Source organism: Curtobacterium sp. UNCCL17, assembly GCF_000686685.1.
Classification (GTDB): Bacteria; Actinomycetota; Actinomycetes; order Actinomycetales; family Microbacteriaceae; genus Curtobacterium; species Curtobacterium flaccumfaciens.
Genome location: NZ_KK366001.1, coordinates 416,342 through 435,625, shown reverse-complemented (window position 1 = coordinate 435,625; position 19,284 = coordinate 416,342). Strand labels below are relative to the sequence as shown.

Annotated in this window: 21 protein-coding genes; 7 read left to right on the top strand and 14 right to left on the bottom strand. The window is 72.0% G+C overall.

The features are described from left to right. The first annotated feature begins 14 nt into the window (after window positions 1-14). Window positions 15-782 (top strand): SGNH/GDSL hydrolase family protein, encoded by a 768-nt coding sequence (locus BR70_RS0111880; protein WP_081827364.1) that lies wholly within the window; start codon window positions 15-17, stop codon window positions 780-782. A gap of 92 nt (window positions 783-874) precedes the next feature. Here BR70_RS0111880 and BR70_RS20745 read toward each other — a convergent pair whose 3' ends face one another. From BR70_RS20745 to BR70_RS0111865, 3 genes are all read right to left on the bottom strand, one after another. Then, complete coding sequence (locus BR70_RS20745) at window positions 875-1,366, bottom strand: GNAT family N-acetyltransferase (protein WP_051596874.1); 492 nt, start codon at window positions 1,364-1,366, stop codon at window positions 875-877. Window positions 1,367-1,370: 4 nt separating this feature from the next. Beyond that, window positions 1,371-2,774, bottom strand: coding sequence for an LLM class flavin-dependent oxidoreductase (locus BR70_RS0111870; RefSeq protein ID WP_027466248.1), 1,404 nt, complete (start codon window positions 2,772-2,774; stop codon window positions 1,371-1,373). 137 nt (window positions 2,775-2,911) lie between these two features. Beyond that, a complete protein-coding gene (locus BR70_RS0111865) occupies window positions 2,912-3,280 on the bottom strand; it encodes a VOC family protein (protein WP_027466247.1) in 369 nt (122 codons plus the stop codon). A gap of 62 nt (window positions 3,281-3,342) precedes the next feature. On the opposite strand from BR70_RS0111865, the gene BR70_RS0111860 reads away from it, so the two are divergent. Both BR70_RS0111860 and BR70_RS0111855 read left to right on the top strand, forming a co-directional pair. Further along, entirely contained in the window at window positions 3,343-3,792 is a 450-nt protein-coding gene (locus BR70_RS0111860) for a MarR family winged helix-turn-helix transcriptional regulator (RefSeq protein ID WP_027466246.1), read from the top strand. Window positions 3,793-3,820: 28 nt separating this feature from the next. After that, complete coding sequence (locus BR70_RS0111855) at window positions 3,821-4,276, top strand: GNAT family N-acetyltransferase (protein ID WP_027466245.1); 456 nt, start codon at window positions 3,821-3,823, stop codon at window positions 4,274-4,276. Here BR70_RS0111855 and BR70_RS0111850 read toward each other — a convergent pair. After that, complete coding sequence (locus tag BR70_RS0111850; RefSeq protein WP_027466244.1) at window positions 4,230-4,805, bottom strand: TetR family transcriptional regulator; 576 nt, start codon at window positions 4,803-4,805, stop codon at window positions 4,230-4,232. The two genes, BR70_RS0111855 and BR70_RS0111850, sit on opposite strands and share 47 nt — an antisense overlap. A 95-nt stretch (window positions 4,806-4,900) precedes the next feature. Between BR70_RS0111850 and BR70_RS0111845 the strand changes: the two genes are divergently transcribed. Together BR70_RS0111845 and BR70_RS0111840 are read left to right on the top strand one after the other, a co-directional pair. Further along, window positions 4,901-5,953 (top strand): zinc-binding alcohol dehydrogenase family protein, encoded by a 1,053-nt coding sequence (locus BR70_RS0111845; protein ID WP_027466243.1) that lies wholly within the window; start codon window positions 4,901-4,903, stop codon window positions 5,951-5,953. An 18-nt stretch (window positions 5,954-5,971) separates the two neighbouring features. Continuing rightward, the gene (locus tag BR70_RS0111840) at window positions 5,972-6,784 is read left to right on the top strand and encodes a hypothetical protein (RefSeq protein WP_027466242.1); all 813 of its coding nucleotides are present in this window, start codon (window positions 5,972-5,974) and stop codon (window positions 6,782-6,784) included. A gap of 3 nt (window positions 6,785-6,787) precedes the next feature. Here BR70_RS0111840 and BR70_RS0111835 read toward each other — a convergent pair whose 3' ends face one another. Then, window positions 6,788-7,264, bottom strand: coding sequence for a GNAT family N-acetyltransferase (locus tag BR70_RS0111835; protein ID WP_197019648.1), 477 nt, complete (start codon window positions 7,262-7,264; stop codon window positions 6,788-6,790). 99 nt (window positions 7,265-7,363) lie between these two features. Between BR70_RS0111835 and BR70_RS22410 the strand changes: the two genes are divergently transcribed. After that, window positions 7,364-8,077 carry a hypothetical protein gene (locus BR70_RS22410; protein ID WP_051596872.1) on the top strand — a complete coding sequence of 238 codons (714 nt, stop codon included), beginning with the start codon at window positions 7,364-7,366 and terminating at the stop codon, window positions 8,075-8,077. An 84-nt stretch (window positions 8,078-8,161) separates the two neighbouring features. On the opposite strand, the gene sufU is transcribed toward BR70_RS22410, so the two are convergent. From sufU to BR70_RS0111800, 6 genes are all read right to left on the bottom strand, one after another. Next, a complete protein-coding gene (gene sufU, locus BR70_RS0111825; protein ID WP_027466240.1) occupies window positions 8,162-8,611 on the bottom strand; it encodes a Fe-S cluster assembly sulfur transfer protein SufU in 450 nt (149 codons plus the stop codon). Next, a complete protein-coding gene (locus BR70_RS0111820; protein ID WP_027466239.1) occupies window positions 8,608-9,900 on the bottom strand; it encodes an aminotransferase class V-fold PLP-dependent enzyme in 1,293 nt (430 codons plus the stop codon). The genes sufU and BR70_RS0111820 overlap by 4 nt, the downstream gene beginning before the upstream one ends. 135 nt (window positions 9,901-10,035) lie before the next feature. Next, entirely contained in the window at window positions 10,036-10,248 is a 213-nt protein-coding gene (locus BR70_RS0111815) for an Rv0909 family putative TA system antitoxin (protein ID WP_027466238.1), read from the bottom strand. A gap of 95 nt (window positions 10,249-10,343) precedes the next feature. Beyond that, entirely contained in the window at window positions 10,344-11,627 is a 1,284-nt protein-coding gene (locus BR70_RS0111810) for a chloride channel protein (RefSeq protein ID WP_027466237.1), read from the bottom strand. Window positions 11,628-11,726: 99 nt separating this feature from the next. After that, entirely contained in the window at window positions 11,727-13,838 is a 2,112-nt protein-coding gene (locus tag BR70_RS0111805; RefSeq protein WP_027466236.1) for an alpha-galactosidase, read from the bottom strand. Between the two features lie 121 nt (window positions 13,839-13,959). After that, a complete protein-coding gene (locus tag BR70_RS0111800) occupies window positions 13,960-14,943 on the bottom strand; it encodes a magnesium and cobalt transport protein CorA (protein ID WP_027466235.1) in 984 nt (327 codons plus the stop codon). A 153-nt stretch (window positions 14,944-15,096) separates the two neighbouring features. Here BR70_RS0111800 and BR70_RS0111795 point away from each other — a divergent pair, with 153 nt between their 5' ends. Further along, window positions 15,097-15,906, top strand: coding sequence for a tryptophan-rich sensory protein (locus BR70_RS0111795; protein WP_027466234.1), 810 nt, complete (start codon window positions 15,097-15,099; stop codon window positions 15,904-15,906). 93 nt (window positions 15,907-15,999) lie between these two features. Here the strand turns inward: BR70_RS0111795 and ald are convergent, their stop codons facing one another. From ald to BR70_RS0111780, 3 genes are all read right to left on the bottom strand, one after another. Further along, window positions 16,000-17,100, bottom strand: a complete 1,101-nt coding sequence (gene ald, locus BR70_RS0111790; protein WP_027466233.1) for an alanine dehydrogenase — start codon at window positions 17,098-17,100, stop codon at window positions 16,000-16,002. Between the two features lie 141 nt (window positions 17,101-17,241). Further along, a complete protein-coding gene (locus BR70_RS22405) occupies window positions 17,242-18,201 on the bottom strand; it encodes an AraC family transcriptional regulator (RefSeq protein ID WP_081827363.1) in 960 nt (319 codons plus the stop codon). A 48-nt stretch (window positions 18,202-18,249) separates the two neighbouring features. Next, window positions 18,250-19,191: a sugar-binding transcriptional regulator gene (locus BR70_RS0111780; protein WP_110862278.1), complete on the bottom strand. Its 942-nt coding sequence runs from the start codon at window positions 19,189-19,191 to the stop codon at window positions 18,250-18,252. Window positions 19,192-19,284 lie beyond the last annotated feature (93 nt).

The following is a 19,284-nucleotide window of genomic DNA, read 5'->3' as shown; positions in this document are numbered from 1 at the left end:
ACGATGATGGGCGCATGCAGGACACCATCCGCTACGTCGCGATCGGCGACAGCTTCTCGGAGGGCATCGGCGACGCCGGACCCGCTCCGTTCCCCGGTTGGACCGGACGGCTCGCGAGCGCGATGGCGGGAGCCTCGGACGCCCACGTCTCGTACGCGAACCTCGCCGTCCGCGGACGACTGCTCGCCGGGGTTCTCGACGGCCAGCTCGGGGCTGCGCTCGCGCTCGACCCGGCGCCGACCCTGATCACCTTCTGCGCCGGCGGCAACGACCTGCTGCGCCCGCGCTTCGACGTGGACGCACTGATCGGGCTCGTGGAGGCCGCAGCCGACCGCGTCGAGGCCACCGGGGCCCGCCTGGCGCTCCTCAGCCCGGCCGACCCGAGCGCCCGCCTGCCCCTCGGCTCCCTGATCAACCGCCGCGGTGACGCCTGGGCCGAAGCACTCGGCACGCTCGCCCGACGCCGTGGTCTGCCGTTCGTCGACGTCTCGCGCGACCCGCACCTCGGCCGCGCGGAGTTCTGGTCGGACGACCGGCTGCACATGAACGCCACCGGGCACCAGCGCGTCGCGGATCTGGCGCTGCACGCGGTCCTCGACGGCCCCGCGCCGGTCGAGCCCGCGGACGCCGGTGCCGCCCGGGCCCGCCTGGGCGAGGAACTCCGCTACTACCGCGAGTACGTCCTGCCGTGGGTACAGCGTCGGATCACCCGCACGTCGTCGGGCGACGGGCGCTCGGCGACCTACCCGACGTGGACGCCGGTGCGCGGTCGGGACGCGTAGCCCGCGTCAGCCCGCGTCAGCCCGCGGAGCCAGCGTCGGCCCGCGTCGGCCCGCGGAGCCAGCGTCGGCCCGCGGAGCCTGCCTCGGCCCGCTCAGCCCGCGACGTACACGCGGGTGGTGACCCCGCTCAGCGCGTGCGCGAACTCGTCGCCCGTCGCCACGAAGCCGCCCGCCTCGTACAGCCGCACCGCCCGGTCGTTGTCGCCGAGCACGTGCAGCACCACGCGGGGGTGTCCGGCAGCCCGGGCGTCGTGCACCGCCTCGGACAGCAGCGACCGTCCGACCCCGCGGGCCTGCACCCCGGGGCGCACCGCGAGCAACGACAGGTAGGCGGCGTCCGACGGGTCCGTCGACCGCCCGGTGCCGGGTGCCGTCACGAGGACGAAGCCGTCGACCGCACCGTCCGGGCCGGGAGCCACCAACCAGGCGACGTGCTCCGCCGCGAACTTCTGCCGCGCGCGCTCCCGCACCGCCGGGTCCTCGGCGGCACCGTCGCGGGCAGCCACGGCCGCGGCCCACAGGTCGATGCAGGTGTCGGTCTCGTCCGGGGTCGCAGGACGCACGACCACGGACGACTCGATCACCCGATCAGCCTACGACCGCCCGGCTCCCGATCCTGAACGACGCTCCACGGTGCTCGTCGGGCAGCCGGTCACCGCGGCCGTGCAGCTTCTGGCGGAGCGACCCCGACCCGTACTCCTCCGGGTAGGCCCCACGGGCACGGAGCTCCGGGATCACGAACTCGATGACGTCCTCCCACGTGCCCGGGGTCACCGCGTACGCCAGGTTGAAGCCGTCGACGTCGGTGAGCTCCTGGATCTCCTGCAGCCGGTCGGCGATGGTCGCTCCCCCGCCGACCGCCACCGGGCCGAGTCCACCGATCGCCGTCTGCCGCGCCAGGTCGCGGATCGTCCACTTCGATCCGTCCTCCCCCGTCGCCGCCGCGATGTTCGCCGCCGCCGACTGGATCGCGTTCGACTCGACGTCACCGAGGGGCTGGTCCGGGTCCCACTGCGACAGGTCGACGCCCATCCAGCCGGAGTTGAGCACCAGCGCACCGAGCTCCGACGCGTACGACAGGTAGTCCTCGTACTTCGCCTGGGCCAGTTCGTCGGTGGCGTCCGTGATCACGGTGAGCAGCGTGTAGACGCGGGCGGCGTACCGGTCGCGACCAGCGACCTCCAGGGCGTCCCGGACCTTCGCGACGGTCGACGCGAGCTGCTCGAGCGTCGGTGCGCCCACGAAGACCGCTTCCGCGTTCTCCGCGGCGAAGCGGATGCCGCGCGGTGACGCGCCCGCCTGGTAGATGACGGGTGTGCGCTGCACGGACGGCTCCGACAGGTGGATGCCGGGCACGTCGAAGTGCGTGCCGTGGTGATCGATCGGGTGCACCTTCGCCGGGTCCGTGAAGACGCCGGCTTCGCGGTCGGCGACGACGGCGTCGTCCTCCCACGAGCCCTCCCACAGCTTGTAGAGGACCTCGAGGTACTCGTCCGCCACGTCGTACCGGTCGTCGTGCGACAGCTGGTCGGTCTGGCCCATGTTCCGTGCGGCACTCGGCAGGTACCCGGTGACGACGTTCCAGCCGACCCGGCCCTTGGTCAGGTGGTCGAGCGTCGACATGCGTCGGGCGAACGGGTACGGGTGCTCGTACGCGGTGCCGGCCGTGATGCCGAAGCCCAGGTGCTCGGTCACCGACGCCATCGCCGACACGAGCAGGATCGGGTCGTTCACCGGCACCTGCGACCCGGTGCGGAGCGCGGCCTCGTTCGAGCCGCCGTACACGTCGTAGGTGCCCAGGACGTCGGCGATGAAGATGCCGTCGAACGCCCCGCGCTCGAGCGTCTTCGCCAGGTCCGTCCAGTAGGTCAGGTCGCGGTAGTCCCGCGACCGGTCGCGGGGGTGCCGCCACAGTCCGGAGGACTGGTGCGCGACGCAGTTCATGTCGAACGCGTTGAAGCAGATCTGCCGGTGTTCGCTGCTGGTGGTCACGGGTCGAGACGCTACGTCGGACACCTCGGACCGTCACGGATCGTGACGAAGCGTGACGGTCGGCTCCGGCACCGGCCTGGAGGCGCGACCCGCGCCCGCCCCGCCGCCCACGTCGGACGCGGGGCCGGCTCCAGGGCTCAGGCGCGGTCGTGGAGCGTGACGTGGTAGCCGTCGGGGTCGGCGAACGTGAACGTCCGACCGAACGGACCGTCGATCGGCGCCGAGACGATCCGGTGCCCGTCGGCGACGAGCGCGTCGTGGATCGCCTGCACGTCCGTCGCGTGCAGCCAGATCGCGGCGCCGATGCCGGGCTGCGCCACCGCGTCGAGGTCCGTGCCGGGCACCAGGTCGCGCAGGGCGAAGGCGATCGGCGTGGTCTCGAACACGACGGCGTGCGGCGGGCCGGCCTCGGAGCGGACGAGGCCGAGGTACCGCTCGTAGAACGCCTGCGAGGTGTCGAGGTCGCGGGTCTGCAGGGAGATGAAGTCGGGGCCGGTGACGGGCATGTGGTGCTCCTCGGGGTTGTGTCAGTCTTCTGACACAGGACAAGCTATGTCAGACTACTGACATGCGTCAAGACGACACCGGCATCCACCTCGAGACGTCGATCGGCTACCTGCTCAAGGAGACCGCGAGCGCTCTCCGCGCGTCGATGGAGGCCGTACTGCGCCCACTCGGCATGACGGTGACGCACTACTCCTGCCTCGAACTGCTCGCACAGCGCCCCGGCCTGTCGAACTCCGAACTCGCGCGGGGCACCTTCGTCACCCGGCAGTCGATGAACGTGTTGCTGCAGGCCCTGGAGCGGGACGGCTTCGTCACCCGCGCCACCGAGCCGTCGGTCGGCAAGGCACTCCCCACGGAGCTCACCGACAGCGGGCGTCGGAGCCTGGCGCGGGCGAGCGCGGCGATCCGCGGCGTCGAACAGCGGATGCTCGCCGATCTGACCGACGACCAGCAGACCGAGGCCCGCCGGATCCTGCGGAGCATGGTCGCTTCGCTCCGCAGTGCGGCCTGAGCGCTCGCGGGGTTCGTAGGCTGAGGGGATGGACGTCGCACTGCGGGACAGCACCACCGAGGACCTCGAGTGGCTCGTCAAGCTCCGGGCAGTGGTGCTGCGCGACGACCTGACACGGCTCGGGGTGTTCGACGAGACGCGCGTCCGCCAGCGCCTCCGCGACGCGTTCCGGGCGCAGCTGACCCGCATCGTCGTGGTCGACGGCCGCGACGTCGGGTCGGTCACCGTGCGGGTCGAGGACGACGTCCGCTGGGTCGAGCACTTCTACCTCGCACCCGACGTCCAGGGCCGTGGAGTCGGGTCGACGGTGCTGCGCGCCGTCCTCGACGAGCCCCACGACGGTCCGACGCGGCTCAACGTGCTGGTGGGCAGCCCTGCCCGCCGACTCTACGAACGCCACGGCTTCGTGCTCGACACCGACGACGGCGTCGACGTGTTCATGACGCTGCGGGCCGCCGATCGAGCACCCCACGGAGTGCACTGAGCTGCTCGTCGACGACGTCGGCCATCCGGCGCTCGGCTGGTCCGGTGAGCCACGACTCGAGGGCCAGGTGGAACAGCATCACGGTCGTCTCGGCGATCACCGCTGCCTCGGACGGATCGAGCCCGCGGTCGACGAAGGCCTCGCGCACCGCGTCCGTCAGGTCGGCACGCTTCCGGGCGTCGCGCTCCCGCAGTGAGGACTCGGACAGCACCAGCCGCCGCACCGACCCGACCTCACCGTGCCGCCCCTCGAACCGCTCGTCGGCGACGGTACGGAGGCCGCGCACCACGATGTCGAGCGGGTCGATCCCGGCCGGCGCACCCCCGATGGCGGCCCGGGCGAGATCGGGGATCTCGTCGCCGGCGAAGATCACCTCGCGCTTGTCGGCGAAGTACCGGAAGAAGGTGCGGGTCGTCAGGCCGGCCCGTGCGGTGATCTGCGGCACGGTCGTCGCCTGGTAGCCCTGCTCGGCGAAGAGCTCGAACGCCGCTCGCTCGAGTCGCCCTCGGGCATCCGGAGACCAACGCATGGGGCAAGAGTACTGGTGATGACACGTCGTGTCATGATTGACTGGGTGATGACACGTCGTGTCATGACCCACTTCGAGCAAGAGATCGGGACACCATGTCGTCATCGGGCAGCGCAGCACTCTGGACCACGTCGACCGGGCGGTTCGCCGTCGGGCCCGCCACGGTCCCCCAGCCCGGCCCCGGCGAACTCGTCGTCCGCGCCGAGGCCGTCGCCGTCAACCCGGTCGACGCCGTCGGCGGGCTCTTCCGGCACCTGGTGTACCCGAAGCTGCGGTTCCCCGCGGTCCTCGGTTCGGACGTCGCCGGCACCGTGGTCGCGATCGGTCCCGGCGTCGAGCGGTTCCGTGTCGGCGACCGGGTCGTCGGGCACGCCGCGGGACAGGAGCAGCACCGGAACAGCGCTGCCGAAGGGGCCTTCCAACACCTGGTCCTGCTGCTCGACCGTGTGACGACCCCGGTTCCGGATGCCCTGCCCGCCGAGCAGGCAGCGGTCCTGCCGCTCGCCGTCTCGACCGCCGCCGCCGGGCTCTTCGAACCGGACCAGCTCGCGCTGCCGCTCCCCACGGCCGATGCGATCGACCGCGACGGCGTCGTCCTGGTGTGGGGTGCGTCCACGAGCGTCGGCGCCAACGCCGTCCAGCTCGCCCGCGCCGCCGGGTACGCCGTGATCGGTACCGCTTCGCCGAAGAACCACGCGTTCGTGCAGGACCTCGGGGCCGAAGCCGTGTTCGACTACCGCGACGACGGTGCCGCCCGCCGCATCCTCGAGGCACTCGCCGACCGGGACCTCGCCGGCACCCTCGCCTTCGGGCAGGGCTCGCTGACCCGCACGCTCCCGATCGTCCGGGAAGCCACCGGCTCCGGCCGACTCGCATCGGCGTACCCAACGCCGGTGACGACGATCCGTGCACGCCTCGAGCGCCGACACGGGGTCATCATCACCGCGATCTGGGGCGGCCGCCCGACGGAGTCCGAGGTCGGCCCCGCGATCTACCGTGACTTCCTGCCCGAGGCGCTCCGCACCGGGAGGTACCGCGCCACCCCGACCGCATCCGTCGTCGGATCGGGACTCGCCGCGATCCCGGACGCCCTCGCCGAGCTCCGCGCGGGTGTCTCCGCCCGGAAGCTCGTCGTCACCCTCCCCTGAGCCGGTAGCCTCAGCGACGTGACCGATGCCCACGAGCAAGACGACGAGGCTTTCCAGATCACGATGTCGGGCGGTGGCACGCCGCGGGGGCACCTGCAGGACCCGAGCGCCGTGACGCTGCACCTGGACCCGCGGCTCCTCGGCGACACCGCCAGGGGCAAGGAGATGTTCGCACTGGCGATCGACCAGCAGCACACCGCGCTGTCCGACTACGCCACCGCCATCGCGGCCGCCGACGGTGACGTGACCGCTCCGGCCGTGCAGGACGCCGCGACCGCGCTGCACCAGGCGCTCCAGTTCCTGCCGATCGCCCACACCGCGTACACGGGTGTCGGCTTCCCCACGGCCCGCGCCGGGGACGGCTCCCGCCCGACCTCGCTGCGACCGGAGCGCGGCGAGCGCGGCCTCGGCGTCCACCCGGACATGCTCACGGCGATCCACGGGGACACCTCGCAGCGCTGGGAGCTCGCGTGCGAAGAGGACCTCCCCCTCGCCGTCGAGATCACACTGGCGACCGATCCGGACGAGAACGTGCGTTCCGCCTTCCTCATGGGGACGAGGTCACGAACCGTCGTCCTGCTCATGGAACAGCGAGAGACCGACCCGGAGATGCTCGAACAGCTCGCCCAGCAGGGCTACGCGAGCCCCGAACGGAAGTTCCCCGTGCCGCTCGCCGACCTCGTTCCCCGAGAGCTGGACGGCCTCTACGAACTCCTCGGTCTCGACGACGACGCCGTCGCGCTCGCGAAGTCCCGCTGGGCACGGGCGCAGGAACGCGGCGAGCGCATCACCGTCGGCGACGCGCTCCGCGAGATCGGCGTCATCGCCTGATCGCTACCCCGGAGCGAGCGCCTTCGCGTACCAGCGGTCGGAGTACGGGTCGTCGTTGAACGGCGCCACCCGGACGAAGCCGAGCCGTTCGTAGAGCGCACAGGCCTCGGCGAGCTCGGCCCGCGTGTCCAGCCGCAGCGACGTGATCCCGCGTCCCCGGCAGACGTCCTCGACGTGGCGCAGGAGCGCCGAACCGACGCCTCGGCCGCGGTGCTCCGGCAGCGTGAACACCTTCGTCAGCTCACCGACGGCACCCACGAAGCGCACGCCGGCGCAACCGACCACCGCTCCCCCGTCGGCGGCGACGAGGAACACCCCGGAGTGTCCCTGCAGGTCGTCGTACGGTTCATCGTCGAGCGCCCGGTCGACCTCGGCCGACGTCGCCGCCCGCCCGTACCACCGCGACGCGACCTCCGTCAGGTAGTCCCGCACGATCGCGTCGGATCCGGCCGCGCCGGGACGCGCTGTCTCGACGATCACGTGGTCCATCCTCGTGCTCGGGCTCGTGACCGCCATCAGTCCGCGCCGACGTCCGTCAGGATCGCCCGGACGACGACACTGCAAGGTGAAGGGAGAATCATGACCACGCTCCGCACCACCATCCTCACCGTCGGCATCGCCACGCTCCTCATCGGAGCGGCTGGCTGCGCGACAGCGTCCAGGCCGAGCGCGCCGACCGCCACGCAGACGAGTGCGACGGCCGCCACGCCGACGACGACCCCGAAATCGACCCCGACCCCGACGCCGACGAGCGTCCGGCCGTCGTCCAGCCCGAGCGGCCCCGCGAGCTGGGTCTTCGGCGACGCGTCCTTCGGCCCCGTCCAGCTCGGTGCCACGGACGCCAGCACGGTGCTGCCGGCTGCCGGGTTCTCGCGTCAGCCGTCGAGCGGCTGCCCGACGTTCTGGGAGTGGCAGTCCGCCGACCTGTCCACCCCCAGCGGGTCCGGGTACCGGATCCTCGTCACGTCCGACGACTCCGGGCCCGGTGTGCGCTACATCTCCGTTGCGGGACAGGCAACCGACCCAGGAGCGTTCTCGTCGCCCGTGCTGACGTCCACGGGCATCGCGCTCGGTTCCACCGCAGACGACGTGCGCGCGGCGTACCCCGGGCTCGAGAAGACGATCGACACGTGGGAGCCACCGATCGGCGGTTACCGCGAGTACGTGGCACCGACCGCGGATGGCCACTGGCTGCACTTCGACACCACGGGTGGCGCTTCCGGCGCTGAGGACATCGTGACGACGATCGTCATCAACGACACGAAGGCGGCAACGCAGGACGTCTGCCCCTGACCGTGCTGCGGACGGGAGGCGCGGGGCGGGCCCGCAACGGGCCTCCCGACTGTCCGGTGCTCGCGATCGCGAGCCGCACCCGGGTCAGCGGGACGCGGTCGCCTCGCGCGCGGCGGCTTCCGCCGCGACCCAGGCGAGCATCCCGCACTTGACGCGCATGACGAACTTCGAGACGCCGTGGAAGGCGACGAGGTCCTCGAGGACGTCCTCGTCGGGCTCACCGACGCCGCGCGAGCGCATCATGGTGCGGAACTCCTCGGTCAGTGCGAGGAACTCGGGCACGGTGCGACCGACCGCCATGTCGGTGAGGACGGACGCCGAGGCCATCGAGATCGAGCAGCCGTCGCCCTGCCAGGCGAGCCCGGCGATGCGGTCGGTGCCCGGCTCGAGCCGCAGGCTGACCGTGATCTCGTCGCCGCACGTGGGGTTCCGCTCGAAGTGCGAGGCATCCGCGTCGGGCATCACACCATCGCCGTGACGCGCCTTCGCGTGGTCGAGGATGACCTGCTGGTACAGACTGTCGAGGGCGTTCACGCGGTCGCTCCGAAGTAGTCGCGGACCTCGGCGACGGCTGCGAGGAACCGGTCGACGTCGTGCTCGGTCGTGTAGACGTAGGTGCTCGCCCGGCTCGTCGCGACGAGGCCGAGGCGGCGGTGCAGGGGCTGGGCGCAGTGGTGGCCGGAACGCACGGCGATGCCCTGCGCGTCGAGGTACTGCGAGACGTCGTGGGCGTGCACACCGTCGACGTCGAACGCGACCAGGCCGGAGCGCGGGACGCCGGCGGGTGGGCCGACCACGCGGATGCCGGGCACTGCTGCCAGACCGTCGAGCATCCGGCGGGCGAGGTGCTCCTCGTGAGCACGGACGCGTTCCATGCCGATGCCCTGCAGGTAGCGGACGGCCTCGGCGAGGGCGACCGCCTGCGAGACGGGCTGTGTGCCGGCCTCGAACCGCTCGGGCGCCGGCATGAACTCGGAGCCCTCCATCGTCACGGTGGTGATCATCGAGCCGCCGGTGCGGAACGGCGGCAGGGCGTCGAGCAGCTCGGCACGGCCCCAGAGCACGCCGATGCCGTTCGGGCCGAGCATCTTGTGCCCGGAGAACGCGGCGAAGTCGACCCCGAGCTGCTGCACGTCGAGGGGACGGTGCGGTGCGGACTGGCAGGCGTCGAGCACGACGAGGGCGCCGCGGGCGTGGGCGAGACCGACGACCTGCTCGACGGGGGCGATCATCCCGGTGACGTTCGAGACGTGCGAGAACGCGACGACCTTCGTGCGGTCGGTGATCAGGGCCGCGGCGTCGTCGGCGGTCCAGGTGCCATCGTCGGCGACCGGGATCCAGCGCAGGGTGGCACCGGTCAGCGCGGCGAGTTCCTGCCACGGCACGAGGTTGGCGTGGTGTTCGGCCTCGGTCACGAGGATCTCGTCACCGGCGCCCAGGCGGAAGCGCTCGGCGTCGGCACCGCCGCGGCCACGGCTGGCGTTGGCCATGCCGTAGGCGACGAGGTTGAGGGCATCGGTGGCGTTCGCGGTCCACACCACCTCGGTCGGGGCGGCGGCGCCGATGAAGCCGGCGACGGTGGCGCGGGCGTCCTCGTAGGCGTCGGTGCTGAGCGCCGCGAGCGTGTGGGCCCCGCGGTGGACGGCGGCGTTGTCGTGCTCGAGGAACCGGCGCTCGGCGTCGAGGACCTGGCGCGGGCGTTCAGCCGTCGCCCCGGAGTCCAGGTACGCCAACGGCTGCCCGTTCACGTCCTGCGCGAGGATCGGGAAGTCCCGCTTGATCGCCTCGACCTCGGTCTCGGTGAGCGGCTGGTTCGGCGCCACGACTGTCACGTCTCGTCCTCCTGGTGCTGCTGTCCGGAGCAACCCGTCCATGGTGTCCGTTGTTCCCGACCACGTCCAGTCGGCACGGCGACGGCCCAGGACCACGCCGGGTCCTGGGCCGTTGCACGTCGTCCGCTACTCGTTGCCGATCTTCTTGTCCGCTGCGTCGCGGGCACCGTCGATCTTGTCGTCGTACTTGCCGCCCGTGGCCTTCTTGACCGCGTCGGCCACGCCGCCGAGCACCTTGTCGCTGACGCCCTCGGCCTTCTCGCTCTTCAGGGCGTCCTGGACCTTGCCGTCCTTCAGGAACTCCTGGGCCTTCTTCGTGATGTCGTCGAACCCCGCCATCGGCTGCTCCTCGTCTCGGTGCGGAGCCCGTCGCTCCGTCCTGGCGCCGACAGTAGGCCACCGGGCAGCCGTCCGTACCGGAACGCTCGGGGTCTTCACACCATCTGCGCGCTGCGACGACGGGCGAGCACGTACCCGACGGCGACCGCCCCGGACACCGCGAGCAACGAGGGCACGAGGATGTCGGTGCCCTGCTGGGTGAACTCGACGACGAGCACGAGGGCGGTGAACGGCGCCCGCATGGTGGTGGCGAGGAAGGCCGCCGCACCGACGAACGCGAAGGCCGCCAGACTCGGACCGTCGGCCGGCCACAGCAGCAGCCAGGCACCGCCCAGGCCACCGCCGATCGCCGAACCGATCGCGATCGACGGGGTCAGCGTGCCACCGACCGCACCGGCCCCGATGGTGGCCGAGGTGGTCACGGTCCGCAGGACACCGAGCAGCAGCAGGAGCACGATCGGCGAGAGGCCGGCGAACGAGGCGTCGTCGAGCGTGGTGTTCATCGCGACGAGGCCGAGCGCCCGACCGTTGCCGAGGATCTCCGGGAACGGGATCGCGATGAGCCCGACCATCGCGAAGACCACCGGCAGCACGACGAGCAGGTGCCAGCCCTTCGGGGCGATGCCCTGCAGCCGGTTGGTCAGCTTGACGAACCCGACCCCGGCGAGCCCCAGTACGGGCCCGACGACGACCGCCCAGACGAGCAGCGACGGCGAGAGGTGCATCGCGGGCACGTGGTACAGCACCTCGTCCGGGATCACGAGCCGGGCGGTGATGGCGGCGACGGCACTCGTGGCGAAGGCGGGCAGGGCGGTCGCGAAGCTGATCTCCCCGAGCAGGACCTCGACCGCGAACAGCGCGCCACCGAGGGGCACGTCGTACACGGCGGCGAGGCCGGCCGCGGCACCGCAGGCGACGAGGATCTTCGTCTCGCGTGCGGTCAGCCCCGCACGACGGGTGACGAGCTGGGCGAGCCAGGCCCCGACCTCGCGCGGCGCCACCTCTTTGCCGATGGACGCGCCGAGCCCCACGGCCAGGATCTGGATGCCGGCGTTCGCGAGCGTCGCCAGGGCCGGCATCCGCTTGCCGTCGACGGCCGCGGTGACCGAGACGATCGAGCGCCCCCACCGACGGAGCGCCCACCAGGCGAACCCGGTCAGGACGCCGGCAGCGGTGAGCGCGAGGAACCGGTTCAGGCCGGACGGTGCGTCGGCGGCCTCGAGGTGCCCGCCGAACCCGTACCCGAAGGCGACGAACTGGATGAGCTGGAGCGCGAGCCAGACCGCGATGCCGGCGATGCCGCCGGAGACGCCCACCAGGGCGGTGACGACGGCGAGCTTGAGGGCCCAGACCGGGGTCGCGTGTCCGGAGTGCGGCATGACCGGAAGCCTAACGGGCTGGACGCACCCGATGACGGACCGCGACGGGCCGCCGGACGCGGGACGGGCCTCCAGGCCGGGAGCCCCGACCACCCGCCGTCAGACGGCCGTCACCCGGAACGGCACCACGCAGTCGGCCGGCATGAGCGGCGGCTGCAGGCCGACGGTGCCGAGCACCCGGCCGCTGAACACCCGCGGGCCGGACCACCAGTCCGGTCGCACCAGGTCGTGACCGTCGCCGATGACCACCGGGTCGACGCGGTAGGCCGTGTCGGGGTCGAGGTCGCGGAAGGTGACCCGACCGGTGCCGGAGACCTCGGAGCGGCCGATGCCGGCGAGGAAGAAGACGGCCTGCCGCCGGTCCGGCGCGACCGTGCCGTACACGAGCCGCGCGTCGTCGACCTCGTCGGACCGCACCAGGTCACCGCCGTGCAGGAGCGGGCGGAGCTCGCGGTACAGCGCGATCCACTCGGTGAGCGCGGCGGACTCGTCGGCGGTCGCGCCGGCCAGGTCCCACTCGATGCCGAGGTGGCCGACCAGGGCGGTGCCGGCACGGAAGGCGAGGTCGTGGACGCGACCGGTCGTGTGGTTCCGGCCGCTCGCGATGTGCGACCCGAGCAGCTCCGGCGGCAGGAGCTGCTGCGTCCACCGGTGCATCTGCTGGCGCTCGAGCGGGTCGATGTCGTCGGACACCCACACCCGCGCGGTGTGCTCGATGACGCCGAGGTCGACCCGACCGCCACCCGACGAGCACGACTCGATCTCCAGGGACGGGAACCGCTCGCCGAGCGTCGCCATCAACCGGTACGCGGCGAGGGTCTGCTCGTGGACCGCTGCGCCGCCGCCCGGGAACCCCGCCTCGACGAGGTCGCGGTTGTGGTCCCACTTCACGGCGTCGACCGCGTACTCGCCGATGATCGCCGTCATCCGTTCGAGCACGTGGTCGAAGGCCTCGGGGATCGCCAGGTTGAGCACCTGCTGGTCGCGGGAACGCGCGGGCAGCCGACCGTCGGCCTGCAGGATCCACTCCGGGTGGGCGCGGGCGAGGTCGCTGTCCTCGTTCACCATCTCGGGTTCGAACCACAGGCCGAACTCCATGCCGAGCGCACGGACGCGGTCGACCAGGGGGCCGAGTCCGTCCGGCCAGACCTCCTCGTCGACGTACCAGTCACCGAGGCCGGCGTGGTCGTCGCGGCGGCCGCGGAACCAGCCGTCGTCCAGCACGTAGCGTTCGACGCCGAGGGCTGCGGCACGCTCGGCGAGGTCGACGAGGCGGGCCAGGTCGTGGTCGAAGTACACGGCCTCCCACACGTTGATCGTCATCGGGCGGGGCGTCGTCGGGTGCTGCGGGCGGCTCCGGAGCCAGCGGTGGAACCGTCGGGCCTGGTCGTCGAGGCCGTCCCCGTGGGCGAAGTACACCCACGGCCCCTCGTACGTGGCACCGGTGTCGAGCCGGACCTCGCCGGGCAGCAGCAGTTCGCCGCCGCCGATGACCTGGCGGCCGGTGGCGAGGCGTTCGGCGTGGTGCCGGTGGTTGCCGCTCCAGGCGGTGTGGACGCCCCAGACCTGTCCGTGCGCGAAGCCGAAGCCCGGCTCCCCCACCGTCAGGACGGTCGCGGCGTCGGTGCCGGTGCGGCCCTTCCGGCCCTCGCGCTGGTGGGTCCCCACGACGAGTTCGCGGCGCTGCGGGGTCCGCTCCTTGCCCCAGCGGCCGGCGAAGTCCAGGATCTCGCGGGCCCCCGACGGGATCGGCATCGCGAGCGTCAGGTCGTCGACGGTGTAGACGCCGTCGGCGGTGTTCGTCACGCCCGCGCGGGCCCGCACGAGCCCGGAACCGAGCATCTCGATGGTCACCCGGACGGTGAGCCCGGCGACCGTGTCCTCGGCGTCGGCGGTGATCGCGGAGTCGGTGACCGCGAGCGACGTCACCGTGAACGCCGGCGACCAGTCGGCGCCGTCACGGTGCCCGGCGAGCCCCGGACGACCGCTCCAGCCCCGGTGCGGCTCGGGCAGCACCGACAGGCGGACCGGGTCGTCCATCTCGTTCGGTGCGACGGGCGCGACGTCGGCGTCGGCGAGGGCCGTCAGCGCCTCGGTGTCGAGCGGTCCGAGTGCCGCTCCCCAGTGCACGACGGCGGGGAGCGCGGCGTCGCGGCAGTCCAGGACGAGCGAGACGCCACCGGCGGTCAGGTGGACGAGTTCGTGCGGCATGCGGGGCTCCAGTCGGCGTCGTTGCACGTCAGAGCTTTCCGGTCCGGAGCCGTCCGCTGCAAATCCGGCTGCGGCGCGGCTCCGGTTGCGGCTCCGGTTGCGGCTCAGGTCGCGGCGCGGCTCAGAACCAGCGCTTGACCTTGAACACCACGTAGAGGATCGCGGCGAACAGGACCATCGCGACGATCGACAGCGGGTACCCCCACGTCCAGCCGAGTTCGGGCATGTGGGTGAAGTTCATCCCGTAGATCGCGGCGATGAGCGTCGGCGCGAACAGGATCGCCGCCCAGCCGGAGATCTTCTTCGTGTCGTCGTTCTGCTTCTGCGCCGCCAGGGTCGAGTCGACGGTCAGGGCGTTCTGCAGCAGCTGCCGGAACGTGTCGAGGCGCTCCACCACCCGGATCGCGTGGTCGAGGACGTCGCGGAACCGCCGCTGCATCTCGATCGGCAGGTGGTACTTCTCGGCGCCGCGGTGCAGGTTCTCGATCATGTAGACGAGCGGACGCGCCGCACGCTGGAAGTCGACGACCTCGCCGAACAGCTCGTACACGCGCCGGGACACCCCGGCCTCGCCCGAGAACAGCTGGTCCTCGATCTGGTTGATGTCCTCTTCGAGTCCGTCGATCACCGGCACGTAGCCGTCGACGATGGAGTCCATCAGCGCCCAGAGCTGCGCCTGCGGGCCGACGGTCACCAGCCCCGGCTTGCCGCTCAACCGCTGCAGCGCCCGTGGAACGGTCTGCTTGCCGCGGGGGTCGGCCTTCACGACGGCGAGGAAGAAGGTCTCACCGACGAAGGCGTGCACCTCGCCGAACGCCACCTCTTCCTGCTGGTCGTTGTACAGCGCCGGCTTGAGCACCACGAACAGCGTCGAGCCGTAGCGCTCGAGCTTCGGTCGCTGGTGCCCCTCGGCGGAGTCCTCGACCGCGAGTTCGTGCAGGCCGAGGGCGACCGCGACGTCGCCGAGTTCCTCGGCGTCGGGCTGGTGCAGAACGATGCACGCGCTGGCGCCCTGGTCGTCGAGCATCCGGAAGGTGTCGTCGAGGGACGGACTCGCGATCGGGGCGATCCGGTCGATGTAGACGGTGTTCAGTTCGACGCTCACGCGCCCACCGTACGCAGGGTGGCCGGTCTCCGGCCTGGAGGCCCGTGGCACGCCCGCCGTGCACCCCGCGTCCTGCCTGAACGCGCGCTGCACGACCGGCGGCACCGGCCGCCTACGGTGCAGGTCATCAGCATGCTGACGAAAGGGACTGTCATGAAGAGGATCTGGAAGCGCATCGCGGTGGCCGTGAGCGCGGTCGTCGCCGTCATCGGCGCGTACGTCGGGTCGGGCGCCGCCGGTGGGACGCCCATCCAGGACGCCGCCGGTGGCGCATTGTCGGCGTCCTCCACCGCGATCGCCCCGGACGGCCCGGCCTTCTCGATCTGGAGTGTCGTCTACGCCGGGCTCATCGGCTACGCGGTGCTGCAGCTCTTCCGCACCGCGAACGACGAGCGGCACGAGCGGCTGGTGGTGCCGGCGGTGCTCTCCCTGCTGCTCAACGCCGCGTGGATCCTGTCCGTGCAGTTCGGGTTCCTGTGGGCGAGCGAGCCGATCATCGTCGCACTGCTCGTCGTGCTGATCTGGACGTTCACGATCCTGCGCCGGACCCCGTCCCGCGGGGTCGTCGAGGCGATCCTGACCGACGGCACCTTCGGGCTGTACCTCGGGTGGGTCTGCGTCGCGACGGCCGCCAACACCGCTGCGGTGCTGACGGCGGCGGGCTTCCGGGGCTTCGGACTCGGGCAGGACCCGTGGGGTGTGGTCGTCGCCGCGGTGGCCGGGCTCGTCGGGGTCCTCATCGCGCTGTGGGGCCGGGGACGCCTGGCGCCGATGGCCTCGGTCGCGTGGGGTCTCGCGTGGGTCGCCGTGGCCCGGTTCGAGGGGCCGCTCGTCTCCGTGCCGACGGCGGTGGCGGCCGTGGTGGCTGCGGCGGCCGTGGTCGTCGTGACCGTGGTGGTGCGTGCCCGCGCCGGCTGGGTCGGCGGGCGTGCCGGTCGGGCGGCGGCACCGGTGGCGGCCTGATGCGCGTGGTCTTGCGCGTCGTTTCGCGCTGAGCGACACCTCACGCGGCCGCTGGCCCGTGAGGTGTCGCTCAGCGCGAAGACTCGCGCGGCCTCAGCGCACGGACGCCACCAGGCCGTGCGCGGCGGCGACCGCGGCGTTCGTGACCCGGCCGGCGTGCACGTTCAGGCCGGCGGCGAGTGCGGGGTCGGCCTCGAGTGCGGCCTCCCAGCCACGGTCGGCGATCGCGACGGCGTAGGGCAGCGTGGCGTTCGTCAGCGAGATCGTGCTCGTGCGCGGGACGGCCCCGGGCATGTTCGCCACGCAGTAGTACACGGTGTCGTGCACGGCGAACGTGGGGTCGTCGTGGGTGGTCGGGTGGGAGCCCTCGAAGCAGCCGCCCTGGTCGATCGCGATGTCGACCAGCACCGAGCCCGGCCGCATGTCGGCGACCATCGCGTCGGTGACGAGCTTCGGCGCGGACGCCCCGGGGATGAGCACGGAGCCGATCACCAGGTCGGCGTCGCGCAGCGCCTCGGCGATGGCGTGCGCCGACGAGCGCAGGGTCGTGACGCGGCCGTCGAACCGGGCGTCCAGGGCCCGGAGCCGCGGCAGGCTGATGTCGAACACCGTGACGTCGGCACCCATGCCGAGCGCCATCGTCGCGGCGTGCTCCCCCGCGACGCCGCCGCCGATGACGACCACGCGGCCCTTCGGCGTGCCGGGGACCCCGCCGAGCAGCAGCCCGCGCCCACCGTTCGTGCGCATCAGGTGGAACGCGCCGACCTGGGCGGACAGTCGCCCGGCGACCTCGGACATCGGCGACAGCAGGGGCAGCGAGCGGTCCGGCAGCTGCACGGTCTCGTAGGCGATCGCCGTCGCGCCCGAGTCGATGAGCGCGTCGGTCAGCGGTCGGTCGGCGGCGAGGTGCAGGTAGGTGAAGAGCACCTGGCCCGGCCGGATCATCGGGTACTCCGACGCGACCGGTTCCTTCACCTTGAGGATCAGCTCGGCGTGCTCCCACACCTCGGCCGCGGTGTCGACGATCGTGGCGCCGGCGGTGCGGTACTCGTCGTCGGTGAAGGCCGAACCGGACCCGGCGCCGGCCTGCACCAGCACCTGGTGGCCGTGCGACCCGAGCTCGGCGACGCCGGCCGGAGTGGCGGCGACGCGGTACTCGTTGTTCTTGATCTCGGTGGGGACGCCGATGCGCATGCTGACTCCTTCGTGGGCGGTGCGTTCGTCCCGTCCATTGAGCACCGGATTCGCCCACAGCAGCGCTGAGCCGAACATCCGGACGACGGCAACGCGATCCGTGTCACGAGATTCGGCGGAACGGTCCGCAGCAGCAGTCGGTCAGTGCCCGCGCAGCGACTCGCTCGGCAGCTCCCCGAAACGGCTGCGGTAGGTCGCCGAGAAGCGCCCGAGGTGCCCGAAGCCCCACGTCCGCGCGATCTCGGCCACCGTCGTCTCGTCCAGGCCGCTGCCGACCAGGTCGGTCCGGGCGCCGTCGAGTCGCACGCCGCGCAGGAGTTCCCCCGGCGTCTGGTCGAGGTGCCGACGGAGGGACTGCTGCAGCCCGCGCGGGCTGAGCCCCGCCGCCGCCGCGATCTCCGGGGTGCCGATCGCTTCGCGCGCGTGCTCGTGCACGAACTCGAGCGCCCGGCGCAGGCGGTCGTGCTCCGGGCCGCTGCCGGACACCGACGCACGCCACTTGTTGCGCTGCGGGAACGCCCGGATCGCCGCGGTCGCGAAGGCCTCGGCGATGTCGTGCTGCACCACCGGGCTCATCGACCGATCGACGTCGAGCCACGTGGCCGAGTACTTCCGCACGACCGACCGCCACAGCGCGATGCCGTCGGCCGTCGGGCGGCGCATCGGCTCGAAGGCGAAGTCGTCGTCGCCGGCCACGGCACGGACGAAGTCGCGGTCCAGGTGCACCAGGTTCAGGGCGATGTCGCGGTGGTGCAGCGCGTACGGCTCGGCGAAGGGCAGCACGACCGGCACCCCGGCCTCGAGCTCGAACGTCTCGCCGCCCGTGGTGATCCGGCTCGAGCCGCTCCGCATCCAGGCGACGAGGAACTCGTCGTCGACCTGGCTCTCGCTCCGCAGGTCGACCATGAACCGTGACGAGCGAAGGGACATCCGCTCGTCACCGACGCCGGCGAAGTCCCAGTGGGCGTTCTCGTGGGTGCGACGGACCAGTGGTGCACGGAAGTCGTAGTCGCCCGTGAAGAACGCGAGCGCCTGGTCGACGTCGCTGCCGACCATCCGCCGGAAGTACCGCTGACCGGGCTGTTCGAGAGAAAGCACCATGATCGAGAACCTACGACGGACCACCGACAATCTGCGTCAGGTCCTGACTCAGGGCTGCAGGATCGCCTGCCCCACGCTCTCGTCCAGGATCAGGTCCGTGATGAGCCCGGCGGCCAGCGCGCCCCGCAGCGACGCCGCCTTCGACCGCCCGGCGACGACGCAGACCCGCCGCGGCGCGCGCTTGATCGTGTCGAGGTCCGGCGCGCCGGCCCGTGCGTTCACCCCGATGTCCTTCCACGAGCCGTCGGCCCGGTAGAACACCGTCGAGACGTCCCCGACGACCCCCGCCTGCGTGAGCTCGTCGCGGTCCTCGGGGTCGAGGTACCCGCCGGAGTACACGTGCGAGGGCACCGGGGCCTGCGGGGCACCGACACCGAACACGACGAGGTCCATCCGCTCGTGCAGGTCGAGCACACGGCGGATCGAGCGCTCCCGGAACAGGGCCTCCTTCGTCGCGGGGTCGTCGAAGAACGCCGGCACCGGGAACTGCTGCACGAAGGCCCCGTAGGCCTCGCCGAACCGGCGCAGGATCTCGGACGCGTAGACGATGCCGGTGGTGCGGGTGTTCGCGGCGCCGTTGATCTGGACGATCGTCGAGCCGTGGGTGGTCTTCGGCACCAGGTAGCGGCTGACCGCGCTCACGGTCGAGCCCCACGAGATCCCGATCACCATGTTCGACTCGACGTACTGCGTCAGGATCCGGGCGGCGGACAGGGCCACCCGCTCGAGCCGGTCGACGTCGCTCGTGTGGTCCGGCACCGGGACGACGTGCGCGTGCACCCCGAAGCGCGAGCGGATGCTCCGGCTCAGCGCGGCGGCCTGGTCCAGGGGAGAACGGATCTGGATGTCGACGAGCCCGGTGTCCCTGGCGTACTTCAGCAGCCGCGACACCGACGAACGCGAGGTGCCGAGTTCGTCGGCGATCGCGTCCATCGTCAGGTCCTGCAGGTAGTACAGGTGGGCGGCGCGCAGCGCCTGCTGCGTGCGCATGGGCTGAGCCGCATCGCTCATGGTGCTCCGATCTGTCGAACGCAACCATGCACGGACGTGCAGGGCCTCTGCAACCCCTGCCGCGCCTCTTGA

Excerpts from the sequence above, each read along its gene's own strand:
- BR70_RS0111880 (WP_081827364.1), top strand. The coding sequence starts at position 15 with ATGCAGGACACCATCCGCTACGTCGCGATCGGCGACAGCTTCTCGGAG.
- BR70_RS0111865 (WP_027466247.1), bottom strand. The coding sequence starts at position 3,280 with ATGCCCGTCACCGGCCCCGACTTCATCTCCCTGCAGACCCGCGACCTC.
- BR70_RS0111860 (WP_027466246.1), top strand. The coding sequence starts at position 3,343 with ATGCGTCAAGACGACACCGGCATCCACCTCGAGACGTCGATCGGCTAC.
- BR70_RS0111855 (WP_027466245.1), top strand. The coding sequence starts at position 3,821 with ATGGACGTCGCACTGCGGGACAGCACCACCGAGGACCTCGAGTGGCTC.
- BR70_RS0111850 (WP_027466244.1), bottom strand. The coding sequence starts at position 4,805 with ATGCGTTGGTCTCCGGATGCCCGAGGGCGACTCGAGCGAGCGGCGTTC.
- BR70_RS0111845 (WP_027466243.1), top strand. The coding sequence starts at position 4,901 with ATGTCGTCATCGGGCAGCGCAGCACTCTGGACCACGTCGACCGGGCGG.
- BR70_RS22410 (WP_051596872.1), top strand. The coding sequence starts at position 7,364 with ATGACCACGCTCCGCACCACCATCCTCACCGTCGGCATCGCCACGCTC.
- BR70_RS0111815 (WP_027466238.1), bottom strand. The coding sequence starts at position 10,248 with ATGGCGGGGTTCGACGACATCACGAAGAAGGCCCAGGAGTTCCTGAAG.
- BR70_RS0111810 (WP_027466237.1), bottom strand. The coding sequence starts at position 11,627 with ATGCCGCACTCCGGACACGCGACCCCGGTCTGGGCCCTCAAGCTCGCC.
- BR70_RS0111805 (WP_027466236.1), bottom strand. The coding sequence starts at position 13,838 with ATGCCGCACGAACTCGTCCACCTGACCGCCGGTGGCGTCTCGCTCGTC.
- BR70_RS0111795 (WP_027466234.1), top strand. The coding sequence starts at position 15,097 with ATGAAGAGGATCTGGAAGCGCATCGCGGTGGCCGTGAGCGCGGTCGTC.
- ald (WP_027466233.1), bottom strand. The coding sequence starts at position 17,100 with ATGCGCATCGGCGTCCCCACCGAGATCAAGAACAACGAGTACCGCGTC.
- BR70_RS22405 (WP_081827363.1), bottom strand. The coding sequence starts at position 18,201 with ATGGTGCTTTCTCTCGAACAGCCCGGTCAGCGGTACTTCCGGCGGATG.
- BR70_RS0111780 (WP_110862278.1), bottom strand. The coding sequence starts at position 19,191 with ATGCGCACGCAGCAGGCGCTGCGCGCCGCCCACCTGTACTACCTGCAG.